This window comes from Acetobacter lovaniensis (assembly GCF_014207635.1).
Lineage (GTDB): Bacteria > Pseudomonadota > Alphaproteobacteria > Acetobacterales > Acetobacteraceae > Acetobacter > Acetobacter lovaniensis.
Genome location: NZ_JACHIE010000001.1, coordinates 1 through 20,611 on the forward strand (window position 1 = coordinate 1; position 20,611 = coordinate 20,611).

The 20,611-nt window shown below is 47.0% G+C and carries 10 protein-coding genes; 7 read left to right on the forward strand and 3 right to left on the reverse strand.

What is annotated here, in order from left to right:
* Positions 1-128 precede the first annotated feature (128 nt).
* Positions 129-3,254, forward strand: coding sequence for a type ISP restriction/modification enzyme (locus tag HNR55_RS00005; RefSeq protein WP_198911901.1), 3,126 nt, complete (start codon positions 129-131; stop codon positions 3,252-3,254).
* Positions 3,255-3,259: 5 nt separating this feature from the next.
* On the opposite strand, the gene HNR55_RS00010 is transcribed toward HNR55_RS00005, so the two are convergent.
* Both HNR55_RS00010 and HNR55_RS00015 read right to left on the reverse strand, forming a co-directional pair.
* Positions 3,260-4,381: a 3'-5' exonuclease gene (locus HNR55_RS00010; protein ID WP_166109658.1), complete on the reverse strand. Its 1,122-nt coding sequence runs from the start codon at positions 4,379-4,381 to the stop codon at positions 3,260-3,262.
* Between the two features lie 810 nt (positions 4,382-5,191).
* A complete protein-coding gene (locus HNR55_RS00015; protein WP_166109660.1) occupies positions 5,192-6,553 on the reverse strand; it encodes a hypothetical protein in 1,362 nt (453 codons plus the stop codon).
* Between the two features lie 508 nt (positions 6,554-7,061).
* On the opposite strand from HNR55_RS00015, the gene HNR55_RS00020 reads away from it, so the two are divergent.
* The 3 genes from HNR55_RS00020 (at position 7,062) to HNR55_RS00030 (ending at position 12,452) form a co-directional block, all read left to right on the forward strand.
* The gene (locus tag HNR55_RS00020; protein ID WP_166109663.1) at positions 7,062-7,415 is read left to right on the forward strand and encodes a hypothetical protein; all 354 of its coding nucleotides are present in this window, start codon (positions 7,062-7,064) and stop codon (positions 7,413-7,415) included.
* A gap of 1,246 nt (positions 7,416-8,661) precedes the next feature.
* Positions 8,662-10,851 (forward strand): EAL domain-containing protein, encoded by a 2,190-nt coding sequence (locus HNR55_RS00025; protein WP_166109668.1) that lies wholly within the window; start codon positions 8,662-8,664, stop codon positions 10,849-10,851.
* A gap of 137 nt (positions 10,852-10,988) precedes the next feature.
* Positions 10,989-12,452: a globin-coupled sensor protein gene (locus tag HNR55_RS00030; protein WP_260400842.1), complete on the forward strand. Its 1,464-nt coding sequence runs from the start codon at positions 10,989-10,991 to the stop codon at positions 12,450-12,452.
* A gap of 86 nt (positions 12,453-12,538) precedes the next feature.
* Here HNR55_RS00030 and HNR55_RS00035 read toward each other — a convergent pair whose 3' ends face one another.
* Complete coding sequence (locus HNR55_RS00035) at positions 12,539-13,459, reverse strand: transporter (RefSeq protein ID WP_166111180.1); 921 nt, start codon at positions 13,457-13,459, stop codon at positions 12,539-12,541.
* A gap of 312 nt (positions 13,460-13,771) precedes the next feature.
* Between HNR55_RS00035 and aspT the strand changes: the two genes are divergently transcribed.
* The 3 genes from aspT (at position 13,772) to fdnG (ending at position 20,604) form a co-directional block, all read left to right on the forward strand.
* The gene (gene aspT, locus HNR55_RS00040) at positions 13,772-15,454 is read left to right on the forward strand and encodes an aspartate-alanine antiporter (RefSeq protein ID WP_166109674.1); all 1,683 of its coding nucleotides are present in this window, start codon (positions 13,772-13,774) and stop codon (positions 15,452-15,454) included.
* Positions 15,455-15,487: 33 nt separating this feature from the next.
* Complete coding sequence (locus tag HNR55_RS00045) at positions 15,488-17,080, forward strand: bifunctional aspartate transaminase/aspartate 4-decarboxylase (protein ID WP_166109677.1); 1,593 nt, start codon at positions 15,488-15,490, stop codon at positions 17,078-17,080.
* 470 nt (positions 17,081-17,550) lie between these two features.
* Entirely contained in the window at positions 17,551-20,604 is a 3,054-nt protein-coding gene (fdnG, locus tag HNR55_RS00050; protein WP_166109680.1) for a formate dehydrogenase-N subunit alpha, read from the forward strand.
* Positions 20,605-20,611 lie beyond the last annotated feature (7 nt).

The window sequence follows — 20,611 nt, forward strand, 5'->3', positions numbered from 1 at the left end:
TCCTTCATCTGCCGTCCTTTCGCGCAGTCGTTTCTTCCAACGACCATTCTGGCACATTGCGATGCCGTGCGGGGAGGACGGCAACCACCCCATCTCAGGTGGATGTGGTGCAGTCGGTAGGACGTGTAATGCGTGTCGCACCTGGTAAGAAACGGGGCTATGTGGTTCTTCCAGTGGTTATTCCTGCTGGTATTGAGCCAGACAAAGCACTGGATAACAATTCAACTTATCAGGTCGTGTGGCAGGTTCTTCAGGCTTTACGGTCCCATGATGACCGCTTTGACAGCATGGTCAACAAAATGGACCTGCAAGCCAAGCCTGATACATCACGCATGGAAGTGATTGCTGTCACCAAGAAAATTGCTCCCAAAACCAAAGCCCTGACTACAGGAACAGCACAACAGGCTCATTCCTCTTATAATCTTGGGAAAAAATCTACTCCGCAAACTGATGACCGGCAGGACACGCTTCAGTTTGAGGTGGGGGAGATTGAGCGAGCCATTTACGCCAAAATCGTCAAGAAGGTGGGGAACAGACATCATTGGGAGGATTGGGCTGGTGATATTGCCAAGATAGCTCAGACCCATATAACCCGCATTACCACCATTCTGGATAACCCAGAGAATGTTCAGGCTCGTGAAGCCTTTGACCAGTTCGCTACTGATTTACGCTCTGAACTGAATGACAGCATCACACAGGATGAAATCATCGAGATGCTGGCACAACACCTGATTACCCGGCCTGTGTTTGAGGCTCTGTTTTCAGGGCATAGTTTTGTGTCTGATAACCCCATGTCCAAAGCCATGCAGTCTGTTCTGGATGCGCTGGACAAACATAGTCTGCACAAGGAAACAGACAGGCTTGAATCCTTTTACACCAGTGTCAGGGAAAGAGCTTCAGGGATTGATACGGCCTATGGTCGCCAGAAGGTTATCAAGGAACTGTATGATGGATTTTTCCAGCAGGCTTTTCCACGCCTGAAAGATCGTTTGGGTATTGTTTACACACCTCTGGAAGTTGTGGATTTTATTATCCGTTCCATCAATGACGTTCTGGAAAATGAGTTTGGTCAGACCTTGGGAAGTGAGGGGGTGCATATCATGGACCCCTTTACTGGCACGGGCACGTTTATTACCCGACTGTTGCAAAGTGGGCTGATTACAAAGGAGCAGTTGCTTCATAAATATAAACATGAACTTCATGCGAATGAAATTGTTCTGCTGGCTTATTATATCGCTTCCATCAATATTGAAGCGACTTTTGCAGATTTGATGGATGGCAAATATGAACCCTTTGAAGGGATATGTCTGACAGATACGTTCCGGCTCAGTGAACCCCATGATCTGATTGGTTCCACGCTGGAAGATAACAACAAGCGTATCAGGAAACAGAAAAAGCTCGATATCCGGGTTATTATGGGGAACCCTCCTTATTCCGTAGGACAGAAAAGCGGAAATGACAACAATCAGAATGTTTCCTATCCTACTTTGGATAAACGCATCGCTGACACCTATTCTAAGCGGTCGAAAGCGACTCTATCTAAAGGACTATATGATAGCTATATCAGGGCAATTCGGTGGGCATCAGATCGTATAGGAAACTGTGGAATAATTGGTTTTGTTACAAATGCTGGATTTCTTGAGTCCAACTCTGCTGATGGGCTCCGCAAGTGTTTAGCTGAAGAATTTTCGTCAATTTTTATCCTTCACCTAAGGGGAGGGATTCGTGGAAAATCAGGTATTCTGGCAAAACAAGAGGGCGGAAATGTTTTCAACATTATGGTGCCCACCTCCATTTGTATTTTAGTAAAAAATTTTAAAGCAAAGAGTTCAAGACAAATTTTATTTCATGACATTGGGGACAATCTAAATCGTAAAGATAAATTAGAACGTATTGAACAATTGGGCTCTCTCGGTGGCATAACCAGAGCAGAGTTGTGGAGAAATATCAGTCCCGATAAGCATGGCGATTGGTTAAAACAAAGAGACGATAGTTTTGAGAGCTTCATTCCCATGGGTCTTAAAAAGAAAAATGAAAGCACTCTATTTCTCAATTTTTCTTTGGGTGTTGTCACAAATAGAGATTCTTGGTGCTGGAATTACTCGAAGAAAAAATTAGAAATTAATATTAAATATATGATTGATATTTATAATTCTGAACTTACACGCTTCAACCAATCATTTCCGAATGAGAGTAAAAAGGAAAAAGATAAAATCGTTGCGTCTTTTGTTATCTCTGATCCTACCAAAATTAGTTGGACTCGCGCTCTGAGGCAAGACATCGCACGAAATCAGGAACTTTCATATTCTTCAATCTCTATGGTGAAAGCTACTTATAGACCATTCACACATCAATGGCTCTATTTTAACAAACGTCTTAATGAAGTAGTATCGCAGGTAGTTCGTATGTTTCCCGAAGCAAGCACAGAAAATCGTGTTATCTGTTTTAGAGGAACTGGAGGACTGAATGATTTTTCTCCATTGATGGTAAATCACGTTCCCGATCTATGTGTTGCTGATGGGCGAAATTCTCAATGTTTCCCTCTTTTCTTATATAACGAGAACAATGAGAAACCAGATAACGACGATCTATTTCCTGGTGCGTTAAAATCTGGAATAAATAAACAGAATGCTATCACTGATGATGGGTTAAAGCACTTTCAGGATGCTTATCCGGGGCAAATTATCAGCAAGGAAGACCTGTTCTATTACGTCTATGGCCTTCTGCATTCTCCAGAATATCGGGAACGCTATGCTGATACCCTCAGAAAGGAATTGCCACGTATTCCCCGCGTAAAGACATATGAAGCTTTCAAGGCATTCTCTGATGCTGGTAGAAAACTTGGTGAGATGCATGTCAATTTCGACACACAGACCATTTATCAGGATGTGGAAATCGACACAGGGAACAAAAACCTGACACCTGAAGAGTATCGGGTGACACAGATGAAATATGGTAAGGGGAAGGATAAAACCACCCTGCACTATAATGAACGCATTACAGTGACAGGCATTCCCCTTGAAGCCTATGATTACGTAGTGAATGGAAAACCCGCATTGGATTGGGTGGTTGAACGTCAATGCGTCAAGCCAGACAAAGCCAGTGGCATTGTGAATGATGCCAATGACTGGGCTATCGAGACAATGCACAACCCACGTTACCCACTGGAACTGTTTTTGCGGATTATCACCATCAGCCTCGAAACCATGAAGATTGTAAACAACCTTCCGGCTTTGGATATTCTGGAAAATTAAGAGGTTTAAACACGCATGGCGTTTTGCTGTGCAAATTTTTGCCAGCGATGAGCCGGAAAGGGAATAATATTCTCTGGCTCATCAATTCTTTCTCTGAATTTTTCAACTAATTCACTCGATAAATTTCTGCCAATACGAGTGGCTGAGTTCATGTAAAGCTTCATATCCACCCAATGGCAGGTCTTCATCCAGCCTGTATCAAGATTAAAGGCTTTGCAGGTGTTCAGAACCATCTGAGCGTCAAAAGTTACATTAAACGCATAGACAGTCCTGCCAGACAGATGTTTGACCACTTCAGGGTAAATGTCCTGCCATGTTGTGACACTCTGGTTTCCCATAAGTGTTGCACGTGTGAAAATATCCTTCGTTATGTGATGGTGGTCGCTGGCCTGCTTCTGAATGGACACAGAAGGCTGGCAGAAACGATTGAACAGCAGATTCCCCTTATGGTCTGTTATCGTAATCTGAAGCACCTGGTCCTGTTCTTCTCGGCCTGTCGTTTCAATATTCAACACCAGATACGCTTTTGCAGGAATTTTCTTCTTTTGTGAGATAGGACACTGAGCCAGTTTTCCGGGTCTTTCTATCTGTCTCAACAGGGCTTTCAACGCCTTGTCAGTGTCCAGACTGGTCATGAGACGGGAAAAATCATTGTTCCACCACAGCATGGAAATCTCTGCGGGTTTCAGTCCTTCCCATATGTCTTTCAGGATGGTTTTCTGAACCTGAGAGAAACAGTTCCTTAATTGTCCAAGAGCAGGCATCAGCATCCTGTCAAAACCAAAATCCATACGTTTTTTGGTGGTGAAGGGCTGAAGATATGGCTCAACCAGTTGTTCCAGGACCTGACGTTTATAATCAGCCTTGTCTTTGACGTTGGCAGGAACGTCTATGAAGTTTGGAAATAAACCCAGAATGTCACATCCCACCTCTTCCACTTTATCAGCAATGGATGTTCTTGGCGCGTTCACCATGACAAAATCACGAATATAAAAAACGGTTGACCGCCCCACCTTTCGTTCATCAGAGAAACAACGCAGGTAACGTCCAGCCAAGGGACAGGAACGATTATCCGGGATTCTGATGCCTTCAGAGAGCAGGGCAAAAACAGTGCTGTAATTTATCATAATATTACTCCATTCAATAACTCCTTAAATATACGTTATTTATAAACTATATTTATAGTTATTGCAATATTTATATGTATTTATATAAATAAATATATAAAATACTTATAATATTAATGGGAATAATCAACAGGTTTGTTTGTTGTTTTAGTCGTGTGTTTTGCATGAAATGGTCAACAGGATTTTCTGTTGACTGATAAGACAAAAAACACAGCAAGGTTCAACAGGAAACCTGTGCGACTATGTGTTGAAAAAATCAGACACAGACGAAATACCCCGGATATCATTCGGAAACAGGTTTACTGGAATAACCCGGATGGGAAAGCATCAAACATGCTGTTTCAACGAGAAATAAGCCACGTTGAAAGCCAAAACAGACTTTCAGGGAAGATTATACCCTTCACGGGCAAACCATGCTTCTACGGTTCATTTATGGAGGAAACCGGAAGTTCACTACAAAACAAAAAAATCTGTAGTGACCTTTGAAACCAGAAACAGGTTTTCCAGATGAATCTGGTGAAGCAGATAAAACGCGAAATAAGCCACACAGAGACACGCAACAGGAACGAAGGGTATAATCTTCCCCTGTCGGGTGAAAATCGTCTCCACGGGTCAATTATGGAGATTTACGGGGGATATGGAACGAACCTGACAGAGTGAATCACAAGAAACAGAAAAAATGCGTCTGATTCATCTGAAAAGTGATATGGAAAAAGAAAAGAACCAAAAGAAAAAAAGAATGTTGGGTGGATTTCATAATCCATAGTTATCCGTCCCCACCTGTCTCACGTCAAAAACAAAACCGGAACCTTACAAAGTCCCTGATTTTTTCATTCTGTAATAAGTCGCTCTGGAAATGTTCAGGGCTTCCCATGGTTTGGAAACTGACAGATTATTCTCCGTAAGCCATGCTTCTCTGGTCTGTCCCTGACTTGTTGGTCTTTCCTTACGTCCTTCAGTCTGGCGTTTTGTGCGTTTTCTGAGCAATCTTTCCTCATGGTCAATGAAGACACTCAGATGTTTCATTTCCTCGCGGGTAATGCCTAATTTCTGAATGATGGTCTTTGTGCCAGTCGTATAGCCCTTGTGTCGCTTTTTGGCTGAGTAGTCCTGACCGGCTTTCTTGTAGAGGGTCTGCATGGCGTTGTGCATATGTTTGGCAATATATCCCTCATCAATCACGCCTTCAGCCCATTGTTCCAGATTGGAGGGGAGATTGTCAGGATTGGATATCTGAGCCAGCAGGATGCCCGCTTCATGGCAGAAAATATCACATTCCCCTTTTCGAACTGGTCCCCTGTAGCGCAGGAAGCCAAGCGTTTTCAGGTCATACAGTCCTTTCTTGGCCCATGAGGCCCACCCCTTGAAACCCTGGGTTCCACGTTCGTCAGGAACAAGCGCATTGGTTTTCCTGCGAGCCAGATATTCAACCCTGGCTTTTTCACGTCTCTCCTGTCTGGCTATCTTCTGTTTTTTGTAATCTTCGTATTTCTTTGGAAGAACCATGTCGCACAGGGTCGAGAAGTCATAGAACTGACCTCTGTAATCAAGGAACTCGCATCGATGACGCCTTGGATGATGGGAGTTCACACTCCCAGGAAGACGAAAGACACGTGAAAAATCATAGGTTGCCTGGTCTGCTCCCCATGGGATGAATTTTCTTAACAGTTCTCTGTGAGTAGCCTGAAAGCGTCCCTTGCATCGTGCTGGAACAGGACATTCAAACGTATAATGCAGATAAATACCTCTTCCAGAACTGAGGATATTGGAGGGGCGAGGAATGTTGTTGTCATCGCAGAACTTGAGCAGGATTTCATAATTCTCCCCAAGGTCATGATATTGAATGGTGGGGTTGGTTTCATATTTGTAGCAATCAAGGTCGATGCAGATATGGTCAAAAACCGCGACAAACTCACCCCTGCGACTGCATTTGTAAAACCAGTTCATGGAGATATAGGAATCTTCAATGTCCTGGGCCATGTCAAAAACGGTTTCGTATTCCGAGATATGGTAAGGTTTATCCCACCATGTTCTGCCTTTTGCATCAGGCTGTTTTAATTTCTGACCCATGATGAAAAACAGATTGGCATTGTAAGGCATGAACCTTTTCATCCTCCAATCGTATGGATATCTGTCGAGTGCTACTTCAGGTTTTTTAAATGCTAATCCCATAAAATTTTTCTCCTTTAATCAGGATGAAGAAAAAATCACGAGAACTACATTTTTTACTTGACTAATTCATTTAAATACTACATAATCAATTCATAAAAACAGTGCTTGTTTTGCTCTCGGTGGCCTCTTCTCCATCGCATTTGTTAAAGTCAGATGTTTGTCGCATCTGGCTTTTTCCATTATTAAAGCATGAAACATTAATTTATGCAAGTAAAATATAAACTGTAGTTATATACAAACCATATTATAAATAAAAATGTATTTTTACTTGACAAAATACCCAAAATTATGCATGATAAACTTACACAAAAACAGTAGTTTGGATGGAGTAGTTCCCCATCTGTGTTATGGAAGCCAGATTCTCACAAGTCTGGCTTTTTTGTTGTCCGGATTTCAGGGCATCCTTTGTTAAACCGGCTGTTGAGCCATTCCTTGCAACGTCCAGTCTTTCTTGCCTGTGTTCCTGTCATACTGGTTGGACAGGTCTGTTCAACAGGGAAGGAAACATATGGAAGACACTACGAAAACATGGGGCATCAGGGGGATTTCTGCTGATGTCCGGCAAGCTGTCATTACACAGAGCCAGAAGCAGGGCATGAAAGCCGGAGAGTGGCTGACACTGGCTATTCTGGAAAAAATCAGACAGGACAGGAATGCAGGGAAAGCCCTGGTGGCTTCCAATGGAAAACCTGCTGTCAGTGCAGAGGATGCCTCTGCTGTTCTGGCTTTGCTGGAACGTCTTCAGGGTATGGGGATTGAACCTCCTGAGCACATGAAGAAGCAAGCCACCATGCTAGTCAGGAAGTGTATGACATCCCTCAGAAAGGGAACGTCAGCCAGACAAGAACCTGGAATCGTCTGAATGACGGGAATTCACTCAACTGCCATTTAATAGGATTTCTGGTTTCATTGGTTGGTCATCCGATGGCAACTCATGCTTATGCATTGTCGAGACACAACGAGTTAGAAGGTCGTGAAGTGTCGAACTGGTAGCTCCGGAAAAATATCACTTTCCCCATTTTCAGCAATCTTCGTCATATGGTGCTCATACATAAAAGCATGGACGTTAAGATTCATCTGAAAAAGATTATTATTTTTATCGTACTATTTCATTAATAATGAGAAATATTTTTATTCTATGTTGCACAATCATTCATGAAAAAAATTTTAATGAACCGATTTGATAAATTTTCCTAATCACGAATCCACAAAAACCTAGATGGGGCAGGGGCAAAAAACTTTGTTTTTCCTATTGCACAGCAGATGATGTTTATATAAAAACATACTCACACGGTGGGAAGTTACTCCACTTTTGTATCCCTAGAGGCTAACGTGGAATGCCTATAAGTCATTGATTTTAATGATTAAAGATTGGTTTGGGAAAAAGTTAGAACCGGTCCAGGTCCCCCAGCCATATTTTCTCCTAAATGATAAAGCGGTTGTGTTTTGTACCTTAATTTTGATTCAAGGTATTTTACGCATTTGCATGAAAGTCGCGGCTTAACTCACGCCACCGTATGAGTCGCTTACTTACATTTCTCAGTGTCGCACACACTATAACTTCTTGGCGACCATCCCCATGGGCTTAAGATTTTATACAATTTATGCCAGATTCACTCAAATCACAGTTCAAATCTACGATATCGTGAATAGGTTGGGTTTATTTATCTGTGCGTGGAATAAGTATTGCGAGGCATTGATTTAGGTCAATGCCAAGCATAGCTTGGTCATAGGCATGCATTCAATCAGACACACAAAATTCTCAATCGCGTGAAATTCTGTTAACAAAGCCTAAACGAACTTGATATTGTCTTAAAATTATTCTTTTGTAGTAGAGTCGATAAATGAAAATTGGGTGATCTGTTTGATATTCCAGCTTTATGCCACAGTCGCAAAGACTTCGGCATGACGGCATGGAACTGTTATTCATGCACGTAGCAGGAAGTTTTGAGGCTGTCGTTTCTCGAATGACTACGCTTCAGGATATTCCCCGCAGGGACTCTACTTGCGGATTTGTAATCGCAATAGAGGTCAGTCGCTATACTCTTATCACAATAACGTTCTCGTCCATTACCCCTGCATAGTTTTTACGCATCCAAGGCTCAACAATGCTCACTTCCGAATCTTCTGCCCTTTCTCATGATACAACGTTATATTTTGATATGCTTGAGCAGGCGGCCGATGGCGTTGTTATTATTAACCAGCTTAATCACATTGTATTTTTCAATACTGCCGCTGAACATCTCTGGGGCTGCTCTGCGGCAGACGTAATTGGCAAGAATGTGAATTGCCTGGTGCCTCTAGAACACCGCGCCCAGCATGACGGGTATATTAACCACAACAGAAATACCGGCATTAATCATATCGTTGGCACATCCCGAGAGGTTGTTTTCAGCCGCACCAATGGTGATTATGTTGCCGCTGAAATGTCGATTTCCACAGCGATAATCGGACCGGATAAGCAACGCTATTATATGGCTTTTCTTAAAGGTGTGACTGAGGAAAGCCATCGTAGAAAAATACTGGACCTCCAGAACCGTGTTTTCCATGAACTCTCGGGGGAAGCCCCGGAGCAGGATATAGCGGACATGCTCTGCTCGGAAGCTGAGCAACTTGTTCCTAATAGTGTAGCTGTTCTTTTACAGGTAAATTCTGAACAAAATCTTGAGATTCTTTCCGGGGAAGGGTTGTCACGCAGAAAAATTGCAATGCTTATGCGCATTGTGCTGACTGATGCGGATATAACAGCACTCACTCTGGCCCCGGAAGAAGCGCGCGCCATTGTCTGGAACGACAAATCCGGCAGTGGGTATGAAAGCGAATTCCTGGATTGCTGGGCTTCAGCTATCTGCAACGGGGCAGGGGAGCTCATTGGTATTTTTGCCCTTTACTCGCGTAACCGGGATAAAATAACCAACTGGCCCCAAAAAATTGTTGCAGGCTGTGTGCCATCCTGCGCCGCCATTATCGAGCGGGGTAAAACCCGCCAGCAACTGAGTCGGCTGGATCGTTATGACCCGCTGACAGGTCTGCTGAACCGTAATGCGGTCACCACGATCCTGAAGGAGATGACTCTTCAGGCAGCCTGCGCTCCATTTGCATTGCTTGTGCTCGATGTCGACCTGTTTCAGGACATCAACAACCTTATGGGGTACGATCAGGGGGATGCTCTTTTACAGACCATGGCCCAGCGTCTTATCGCGCAATGCCGGAGCAATTTTATAACTGGCCGACTGGGTGGTGATGATTTTGTCGTTATTATCCCCAATGGCGACCACGATATTGCAAACACGTTCGCGGATAGTCTGACCGCGGCAATGCGTGAGCCAGTTGTTATCAACAATCAGGAAATTATCATCTCGCTAAGTATCGGCATAAGTCTGTACCCGGATGACGGCCTTGAAATCGAGCATATTCTGAACCGGGCTGAAATGGCCATGCTTGAAGCCAAAAAAACAGCCCGTAAAAGCTTCCGCTTACTTGGAAGTATTGCGAATGATGATGTCCGGGCGCGTGTTATCATCGGTTCGGCTTTGCGCAAGGCTATTCAGGATTCTGAACTGGAGCTATTTTACCAGCCCCAGATCAGCATTAAAAACAATATGCTATACGGGGTCGAAGCGCTTTCGCGCTGGCATCACCCAACATTGGGCACCATTCCTCCCTCACGCTTTATTCCCATTGCAGAAGAAACCGCCCAGATTGAAGCCATTGGATTATGGTCGCTGAACGAAGCGTGTGTTCAGATAGTCAAATGGGATGCAATTGGGCTGCATGTTCCTACTGTGAGTGTAAACCTGTCCGCTGCACATTTCAGCAATCCCAGCCTGACGGAACAGATTGTCAGCCTGCTCTCCCGTTACAACCTTGCCGCCAACCGCTTGACGATAGAAATAACGGAAGGCGGCATGATGCAGCAGAACATTGAGACCATGACAACACTCACCGCACTGCGCGAGGTTGGTGTCGGTCTGTCTCTTGATGATTTTGGCACGGGTTTTTCTTCCCTGTCGCGCATTTCGCACCTACCGCTGACAGAAATCAAGATTGACCGCAGTTTTATCATTAATTTCGAAAAAGACGTCAGTTCACTTATCGTTACTGAAGCCGCGATCAATATTGGCAAAAGACTTGGTGTCCATGTTGTAACAGAAGGCGTGGAAGATATGTTTCAGGAAACGCGACTGCGCGCCATGGGCTGCGATGTCATGCAGGGATACCTCTTTGCACGCCCCATGCCGCCAGGTGATCTTTTACATTGGATGCAGACAAGACCTTCTTACGCACCCATGGTCTAACAAAAACAAGAATCATTTACCGAAATTATTGAGAACATCTACTGGCCGGGAGGGCATTTCCAGCCAGAAAACCTCAGGAAAATATAAGCAGGAGAAGAGAAATGAATAGCATCTCAAAAGAAATAAAACATTCAGAAATGCGTGCGCATGACTTCGCAGATCTGGAATACCGCCGTAAATTCATGAAATTAACAGACGAGGAGTGCGCCTCCATTCGTCTGATCAAAGATATTATTGATCGTGAACTTCCTGTTGCACTAGAGGTTTTTTACGAACAGATTCGAAAAACTCCTGAAACAAGCTCATTTTTTTCATCTGAAGCGCAAATCGCGCGCGCAAAGCATGCCCAGCAGCAGCATTGGAAAAATATTTCTTCTGCCAATTTTGACCAAAAACATGCTGAAAAAGTATACACTATCGGCAATGTGCATGCTCGGATTGGCCTGGAACCGCGCTGGTATATTGGTGGTTATGCCATTGTTATGAACCATCTGATCCGGAGCGTTATCTCGACTTTAGCGTCCAAACCGGGTCTCTTTACAAAAAAAACAGCCATTTCCATAGAAGAAATAGGCGGGGCTCTGGCAAGCCTATGTTCGGCAGTCATGCTTGAGATGGATTTAACGATCTCCGTTTATCAGGATGAGGCAGAGAAAGCGCGCCAGAAATCACGTGATGACCTGATCCAGAAAGAGCAGGCTTTTGTTGCGGACAGCTTTGGCATCATCCTAAGTGAAGTTGCCGAACGCAACCTGTCCCAGAAAATGGATAAGGAGCTGCCTTCAGCTTACATCCCGATGCGTGATAATCTGAATGGTGCCATTGAATCCCTGCGTGATACACTCGGGATTGTCAATGACACAACAGAAACAATCGACATTACGGCTGGTGAGATCAATAGTGCTGCGCAGGATCTGGCACACAGGACGGAACAGCAGGCTGTATCGGTTGAAAAAACGGCCTCTGCAGTTGAGCAGATTACAGCAACGGTTACTTCCACAGCCGCACGGGTGACTGAAGCCAACGCTTTTGTGAGCAACTGCCAGAACATTACTGAACAGTTCGGAGTTATGATCAATCGCGCAACGGCCGCGATGTCTGAGATTGAGAAGTCCTCCGAGGCTATCAGCAAAATTACCAATGTCATGTCCAACATTGCCATTCAGACCAACCTGCTCGCACTCAATACAGGCGTGGAAGCAGCACGGGCCGGTGAGGCAGGGAGCGGGTTCCGGGTTCTGGCGCAAGAAATTCGTGATCTTGCCAATCGCGCCGGGAATGCTTCCAAGGAGGTCAAGGAACTTGTAGAAACGTCCCGTGAGCAGGTTTTGTCTGGTGTTTCAATTATGGAAGAAGCTGGACATGCCATTAGCACCATTATCTCAAGTGTTGCGGATATTGGCGATCATCTGAAGGCCATAGCGGAAGCAGCATCTGAGCAGGCTACGGCGTTGCAGGAAGTCAATAATGCCGTTTCCTCCATTGATCAGGGCACACGCCAGAATGCCGCGATGGTAGAGGAAACCTCTGCGGCAAGTTCCGGCATGGCACAACAGGCCCGCAGGCTTAAAGGACTGCTGAACGAATTTACTCTGTCGTAATGCGTTTGCTGCCCGGCAAGTAAACAAGGCATTGCATTATTGCAAATGCAATGCCTTGTTTATCAATCACGCAATGATCATACTTTTTAGTAAATCATATTAACGGCAAACTGCGGCGAGATTTTTACGCCTGTATTATGGCCTGCATAATAGATTGCAGAGCCAAAAATTACACCAAAGCGAGGGCTCCAATTATATTCCACGGCAGGGGCAATCTGCCAGTCACCACTGCTGGAGGCAATGCGGTCAACATGTTTACCCGTTGTGTCAGTGCCCCATATGTGGGAGCCATTTGCCCAGTCTCGCGCCAAATCCATGACCAGCACCCATGAATGGTTCAATCCATATTCCAAAGAAAAACCAGCCTGCCCGCTCATTCCGGGACTGCCGCGACCGTGGAAGCCATTACCCGTACCATAACTGGTCACATCTTGCAGATGAGTGGAGGCAAGCGCATGACGGAACCATCCCCATGTGCGCAAACGCAATGCGTGGTTTCCGTTCACAACGTAAGTCGACTGCTCAGTAATGGCCATACGAAAAACATACGCGCCAGTGCCATTACTGTCCTGTTTGTTCTGTAATTTATTATAATCTCCTGTGGGAAAATATACACCTGCGAAAAGGTTAAGAGCCGGAATATATTTCTTAGGATTTGGGTCTAAAAACCTCCAGATCATATCCACAGGGAAATCCCCGAATTTGGGACCTGATGAATGGCCGTGCCCGCGCTCCCAACCGTAATTCACTACCGTATGCGCCTGAATACTGATGTGATCAGTAATTCCGTATTTCCACATGGTAGAGTTACTGAACATCTGCTGCCGTGGATGTTGTGGATGACTGCTGCCATCCGATGCAAAATAACCGACAGGCTGTGTGTAGCTATAATAGGGTTCAACACCAAGAAGGCCAGCACGAGACTGTGCCCCTGATGGCGAGACTAGAGAACCTGTGTACCACTGATCATCTGCTGCACGCGCAGTTCCCGTATAAAATGTCATCATGATACCAGTTGCGGCGAGAAAATTTGGATATTTTATTTTTTTTATACTTAGCATCTTCGTCTTTCTTTTCCGCGCTCAATACAGATCACATGATTCATGGCCTATAACATTGACAGATAAAAAACTCCATACAGTGTATAAATAATTCATGATAAGACATTCATATTATACTTTGTATGGAAACCGTAACAATCCGATATTGAAACCATTGTATGGTTTATTATTTATAAACACTGAAAGAGTCACTTGACAGTCCGGCAGTCACAACAGAAATGTAAGCTTTGAAAACCGGAGAAGCAAAGTTCCTACTGCATGGAAATAACAAATTTTGTTAAAACGCTACTCAATTCATGCCCGGAAATTGCCCTGTTTCTGGCCATCGCCATTGGGTATGCTATTGGAAAAATCCGCTTTGGTTCTTTCCAGCTTGGTGGGGTAGCCGGGTCTCTGCTTGCCGCTGTAGCAATCAGTCAGATTGGTCTTCACATTGATTCCGGCATTAAGGCAGTGCTGTTTGCACTCTTTATTTATGCCGTTGGTTTTCAAAGTGGCCCGCAGTTTTTTCGCTCTCTGGGGCGTCAATCCATGCGCGAAGTCCTTATGGCTGTTGTTCTGGCCGTAAGTGGCTTGCTGACTGTTGTCGCCGTGGCCCGTATCTTCCATCTGGATAAAGGTCTGGCAGCAGGCATTGCCGCTGGTGGCCTAACGCAATCCGCCATTATTGGAACAGCCGGTTCCGCCTTGGAAAAAATAGGGCTTCCACTGGCCCAGGTCCAGCAGATGCAGGGGAATGTCGCGGTTGGTTACGCGGTAACTTATATTTTTGGCTCTCTTGGCCCCATTATTCTTTGCGTCAATGTTCTGCCGTGGCTAACAAAACGCAGTATTCGTGAAGATGCCCTGAAGGCCGAAGCCGCGCAAATGGGCGGTGTTCATATTTATGCTGAGGGTGAACAGCCCGCCCTGCCAGAGCTTGTCGGACGCGTTTTTACCGTTACACAAAGTGGGCAAACGGTTAGCCAGATAGAAACTCCAGCGGTTACCGTGGAGCAGATACGCCGCAATGGCAGCATTCTTGGCTTTGCACCAGATACACAAACCGTTGCTGGAGATACGGTTTTACTCTTTGGCCATAGAGCGGACGTAATTGCTGCCGGGCAGGCTCTGGGTAAAGAAATACGCAACGCAGACAGCATGGATGTGACCATGGTGCGTCGCAACATTGCCCTGACCAACAAAGAATTTTTTGGCAAAACAGTGTCAGAATCTGTCCAGTTGCTGGCTGCATCCGCACGGCATGGCGTTTACCTTATGGGCGTCAACCGGAATGGAAAGCCCGTCCCCCTGAATGCTGATCTGCGCGCAATGTCAGGTGACATCATCTCGCTTTATGGCACCAGTCAGGACGTGCAGCGTGTTGCGTCCCAGTTGGGACCAATTTTGACCAGCAGCGTTAAAACCGATCTTGTTTTCCACGGCTGTGGCCTGGTTCTGGGCCTGTTGGTGGGACTGGTTGTGGTGCGCATGGGATCGGTTCCCCTGACTCTGGGCAGTGGCGGGGGCGCTTTGCTCTCCGGGCTCCTGTTTGGCTGGTACCAAAGCAGGCACAGTACAAAGGGCAATATGCCTCTGGCGTCTTCTGCCTTACTGGTGGACCTTGGTCTTTCCGGTTTTGTTGCAGTTACAGGATTACAAACAGGCCAGCAGGCTGTGGCAACCATTATCGAACACGGCATGACACTGTTTATGCTCGGCGTTGTTGTAACGCTTGTGCCGCTTGTCCTGACCATGCTGTTCGGTCGCTACGTGCTTCGTTACGACAATACGGCCATCTTTGCAGGGGCTCTGGCTGGCTCACGCAGTGCCAATCCAGCTTTTGGCGAAGTCCTTAACAAAGCTGGCAATTCCGTTCCAACAACCCCCTTTGCCATCACCTATGCCGTGGCAAACGTGCTGCTGACCCTTCTTGGGCCTTTGGTTGTTGCTTTTTCCTGATCCTGTTTTGCACTTTATGAAAGCGAGAACACGATGGCTATTGATTACGCCAAGTTCAAAGACCTTAGTCCCTTTGAGCTGAAAGACGAACTCATTCGGCTAGCGTCCAGCCACACAGACCGCGCCATGCTTAATGCCGGTCGGGGTAATCCCAACTTTTTGGCCACACTTCCTCGCTCGGCTTTTTTCCATCTTGGTCAGTTTGCCGTTTCGGAATCCGAGCTGTCATTTTCCTATATGACGGCAGGCGTAGGTGGCCAGGCGCGTGTGGAAGGCATTGAAGAACGATTTGAACGTTTTCTGTCCGACAACCGCGACAAAAGTGGCATTTTCTTTCTCGGGCGGGCACTGAGCTATGTGCGCGATCAGATGGGGCTATCCGCATCTGCCTTCCTGCATGAAATGGTGGAAGGAATACTGGGGTGCAATTATCCGACCCCACCGCGCATGCTGACCATGAGTGAGCAGATTGCAGGACATTACGTGCTGCGTGAAATGGTAGGAAGTGCCCTGTCGGTTGAAAGCACGGACTTTTTTGCGACCGAAGGCGGCACCGCCGCCATGGCTTATATCTTTAACACACTCAAGCAGAATGGTTTGGTGAAAAAAGGAGACAAGGTTGCGATAGGCCTGCCCGTTTTCTCACCTTACATTGAAATTCCACAACTGAAAGAATACGGGCTGGAAGTTGTTTCCATTCATGCCGACCCGAGCATGAACTGGCAGTACCCTGCTTCCGAACTGGAAAAGCTGAAGGACCCGGCTGTTAAAATTTTCTTCTGCGTCAACCCCAGCAATCCGCCATCAGTCAAAATGGATGATGCTTCGCTGGAACTGATTGCATCCATCGTCAAAAACGATCGTCCTGACCTGATGATTCTGACTGATGATGTGTATGGCACCTTTGCAGATAACTTCCGCTCCCTTTACGCGGTGTGTCCGGCCAACACCATTCTGGTTTATTCCTTCTCCAAATATTTTGGGGCCACCGGCTGGCGTCTGGGGGTCATTGGCGTCCATAAAGATAATGCCATTGACGGTCTGCTTCGTGCTCTTCCGGTGAGCGTCCGTAAAGATCTTGGGCAGCGTTATTCAAGCCTGACAACGGATGCCAGTACACTCAAATTCATTGACCGCCTTGTGGCTGACAGCCGTGCAGTGGCTTTAAATCATACGGCTGGCCTTTCCACCCCCCAGCAGGTGCAGATGGTGCTTTTTGCCCTCTTTGCCCTGATGGATGAAACCAGTCATTACAAAGCCTCTCTCAAGGCGGTTATTCACCGTAGAGAGGCAACGCTTTATCGCGAACTCGGTGTTGAACCAAAAGAAGATGCCAACGCGGTTGATTATTATACGCTTATCGATCTGGAAACCGTGGCCCGTGAACTGTACGGCAAGAAATTCGCCAAATGGATGCTCAAGCGTGCCAGCACTGGCGAAATGCTGTTCCGTATAGCGGATGAAACCGGTATCGTACTTTTGCCTGGTGAAGGCTTTGGAGTGCAGAAACCCGCAGCCCGTGCATCATTGGCGAATCTGAACGAATACCAGTACGCAGCCATCGGGCGTTCTTTGCGCAAAATGGCAGATGAGTATTATCAGGAATTTTTAAAAAGCGATGCATAATACCTGATCTCAAATACTGGATAAGATCTTCTTCTCTTCCGGGTAATACTTTTTATATCATGGTGTGGCGCAGAATTCTGTGCCACACCATTTTTACGTAATTCATTCATAATTTCATCTGTCATCACGTAAGCTGAAACTTGATTTTCCAACTTATCTATCTGCACAGGGATGTCAGGAATAGATTCTGAGATTGGTGTGACACCAGATGAATAAAGTATAATTTAAAGATAAGTCTGTATATATCTATATTCAATTAAATATAGATAACTGCTGCATTGAGCCCATTCTGGTCGTGGCTGGCACAGTGAATGTATGCATTTATGCAACACTTCCTTGATTTTGCGCATAAAAACACAAATTCCTGTCGGCATCGCACGTCAATGTGATCCTGATCAATGCTTTAATTTGTGAGAGTATATATACAGGTTGAGAATTACTGTTTGTTTACAAATACCGGGATGATTCAGATGGCTCTGGGGCGCAGAGAGTTTTTAAAAAGTGCAGGAACGTGCGTGGGGGGAGCCAGCGCCATTGCCCTTGGTTTCGCCCCACCGCAGGCTCTTGCGCAGGAAACGCGGCAGTACAAGCTGCTGCGCGCAAAGGAAACACGGAACAACTGCACATACTGTTCGGTTGGCTGTGGCCTGCTTATGTATTCTCTGGGAGATGGCGCCAAGAACGCCAAACCCAACATCTTCCACATTGAAGGTGACCCTGACCATCCCGTAAGCCGCGGTTCGCTGTGCCCAAAAGGGGCGGGGCTGGTTGACTTCATTCACAGCGAAGGCCGCCTGCATTATCCTTCCTATCGCGCACCGGGCAGCAAGGAATGGACCCGGATCAGCTGGGACGAGGCCACGGATCGCATTGCCCGCCTGCTCAAAGATGATCGCGACAAAAATTTCGTAGCAAAAAACGAAAAAGGTGAGACTGTTAACCGCTGGCTCACCACCGGTATGCTGGCCTCTTCCGCCGCCAGCAATGAAACGGGACTGCTGGACTTCAAGTTCGCACGCTCACTGGGCATGCTGGGTCTGGACTGTCAGGCCCGACTCTGCCACGGGCCTACCGTTTCCGCTCTAGGCTCGACACTTGGGCGCGGCGCCATGACCAACAACTGGGTGGACATTAAAAACGCCAACGTTGTGCTGATTATGGGCGGCAACCCGGCTGAAGCCCATCCGGTTGGTTTCAAATGGGTCATGGAAGCCAAAATCCGTAATGGCGCCAAAGTTATGGTTGTGGACCCCCGGTTCAACCGTAGTGCCGCTGTGGCAGATTTTTATGCCCCCATCCGTGCAGGCTCTGATGGCGCATTTTTGCTGGGAGTCATCAACTATCTCCTGACGCATGACCAGATCCAGCATGACTACGTTAAAGCCTACACCAATGCACCGTTTGTCGTGCGTGAAGATTTCAGTTTCCATGAAGGTCTTTTCAGCGGGTATGATGCTGAAAAGCGGAGCTATGACAAATCTTCATGGGCATATGAACGCGATGCGCAAGGGTATGCTGTAACTGACCCCACGTTGCAGAACCCGCGTTGTGTCATCAATCTGCTACGCCAGCATGCCGCACGTTATACGCCTGAAGTCGTGGCGCAGATTACCGGCACACCTGAAAAAGACTTTCTGCATGTCTGCGAAACCCTCGCGGCAACCAGCGCGCCCGATCTGACATCAACCATCCTGTTCGCTCTGGGATGGACACACCATACCAATGGTACACAGATCATTCGTACCGCTGCCATGATTCAGCTGCTACTCGGCAATGTCGGCATGCCTGGTGGTGGCCTGAACGCCCTGCGTGGACATTCCAACATCCAAGGGTTCACGGACCTCGGTCTTCTGTCTGTCCGCCTGCCTGGCTATATGAACCTGCCCAAGGAAAGCCAGCAGACGCTGGATAGCTACCTGCAAGCCGTGACACCCCATGCGGATGAGCCGGGGCAGACCAACTACTGGCACAACACACCCAAATTCTTTGTCAGCCTGATGAAAACCCTATGGGGGGATCACGCAACGCCCACAAACAACTGGGGCTATGACTGGCTGCCGAAATGGGACCGCAGCTACGATATGCTGGCCTATTTTGAAATGATGTATCAAGGCAAGGTGAACGGGTACATTGCGCAGGGCTTCAACCCTCTCGCCGCAATGCCTGATAAAAACCGTATGCGCGATGCGTTCTCCAAACTCCGCTTCCTGGTCACTATGGACCCGCTGGATACGGAAACGGCCAACTTCTGGCAGAACGAAGGGGTCTTCAATGATGTAAAGCCTGAAGATATCCAGACAGAAGTCTTCAGACTGCCCGCGTCGTGCTTTGCAGAGGAAAACGGGTCTATCGTCAATTCCGCACGCTGGCTGCAATGGCACTATGAAGGTGCCAGACCGCCGGGTGATGCATGGAATGATGGTCACATCATCGGTACCATTTTTACCAAGCTCCGGGCACTGTACGCAAAAGAAGGGGGGGCCTGCCCCGAACCTGTCCTGAATATGCAGTGGAATTATCAGGACCCCGAAGACCCAATGCCCGAGGAGGTCGCCAAGGAAGCCAATGGTTATGCATTGGCCGACATAACAGACGACAAAGGTCGGATTGTTGTGCGCAAGGGTGAGTTGTTGCCTGATTTCTCGGTTATGAAAGATGACGGTACTACAGCCAGTTATTGCTGGATTTTTGCCGGTTCATGGACGCAAGCCGGTAACCAGATGGCCCGGCGCGACAATACAGATACCGGTCTGGGCACCACCCCCGGCTGGGCGTGGGCATGGCCTGCCAACCGCCGCATTCTGTACAATCGTGCTTCGCTTGATGTTCAGGGGCATCCATGGGACCCCAAGCGGCAGATTATTGCCTGGGACGGGCAACGCTGGGGCGGAAGCGATGTGCCTGACTACCCGCTCACTTCTCCACCCAATAGCGGCGTTGGTCCGTTTATCATGCATAGCGAAGGCGTTGGCCTGCTGTTTGCCGGTGGAAACAAGCTGGCTGACGGGCCATTCCCGGAACATTACGAGCCAACCGAAACCCCGGTTCTCTCCTCTGCGCTTGGCAAAACCACGCTCCGGAACCCGGCTGCACGTTTTTATGCGGATGAAAAACCCCGTATGGGCGACCCGGCCCAGTACCCCTATGTAGCCACGACGTACTCCATTACGGAACTGTTCCGGCACTGGACAAAACATTCCAGGCTGAACGCTATCATGCAGCCCGAACAGTTTGTGGAAATCGGGGACAAACTGGCAGGCAAGCTTGGCATTGTTGCAGGCGATATGGTGCGTGTTTCCTCCCACCGGGGCTATATCGAGGCCAAAGCCGTGGTTACAAAAAGGCTCAAGCGCCTGAGTGTTATGGGCAAAGACCTTGATCAGGTCGGCGTGCCTTGTCACTGGGGCTTCAAGGGGGCGACCCGCAAAGGGTATCTGGCCAATACGCTTACTCCGGCTATTGGGGATGCTAATTCCCAGACGCCTGAATTTAAAGCATTTCTTGTTAATGTTGAGAAAGTCTGAGGTGCGC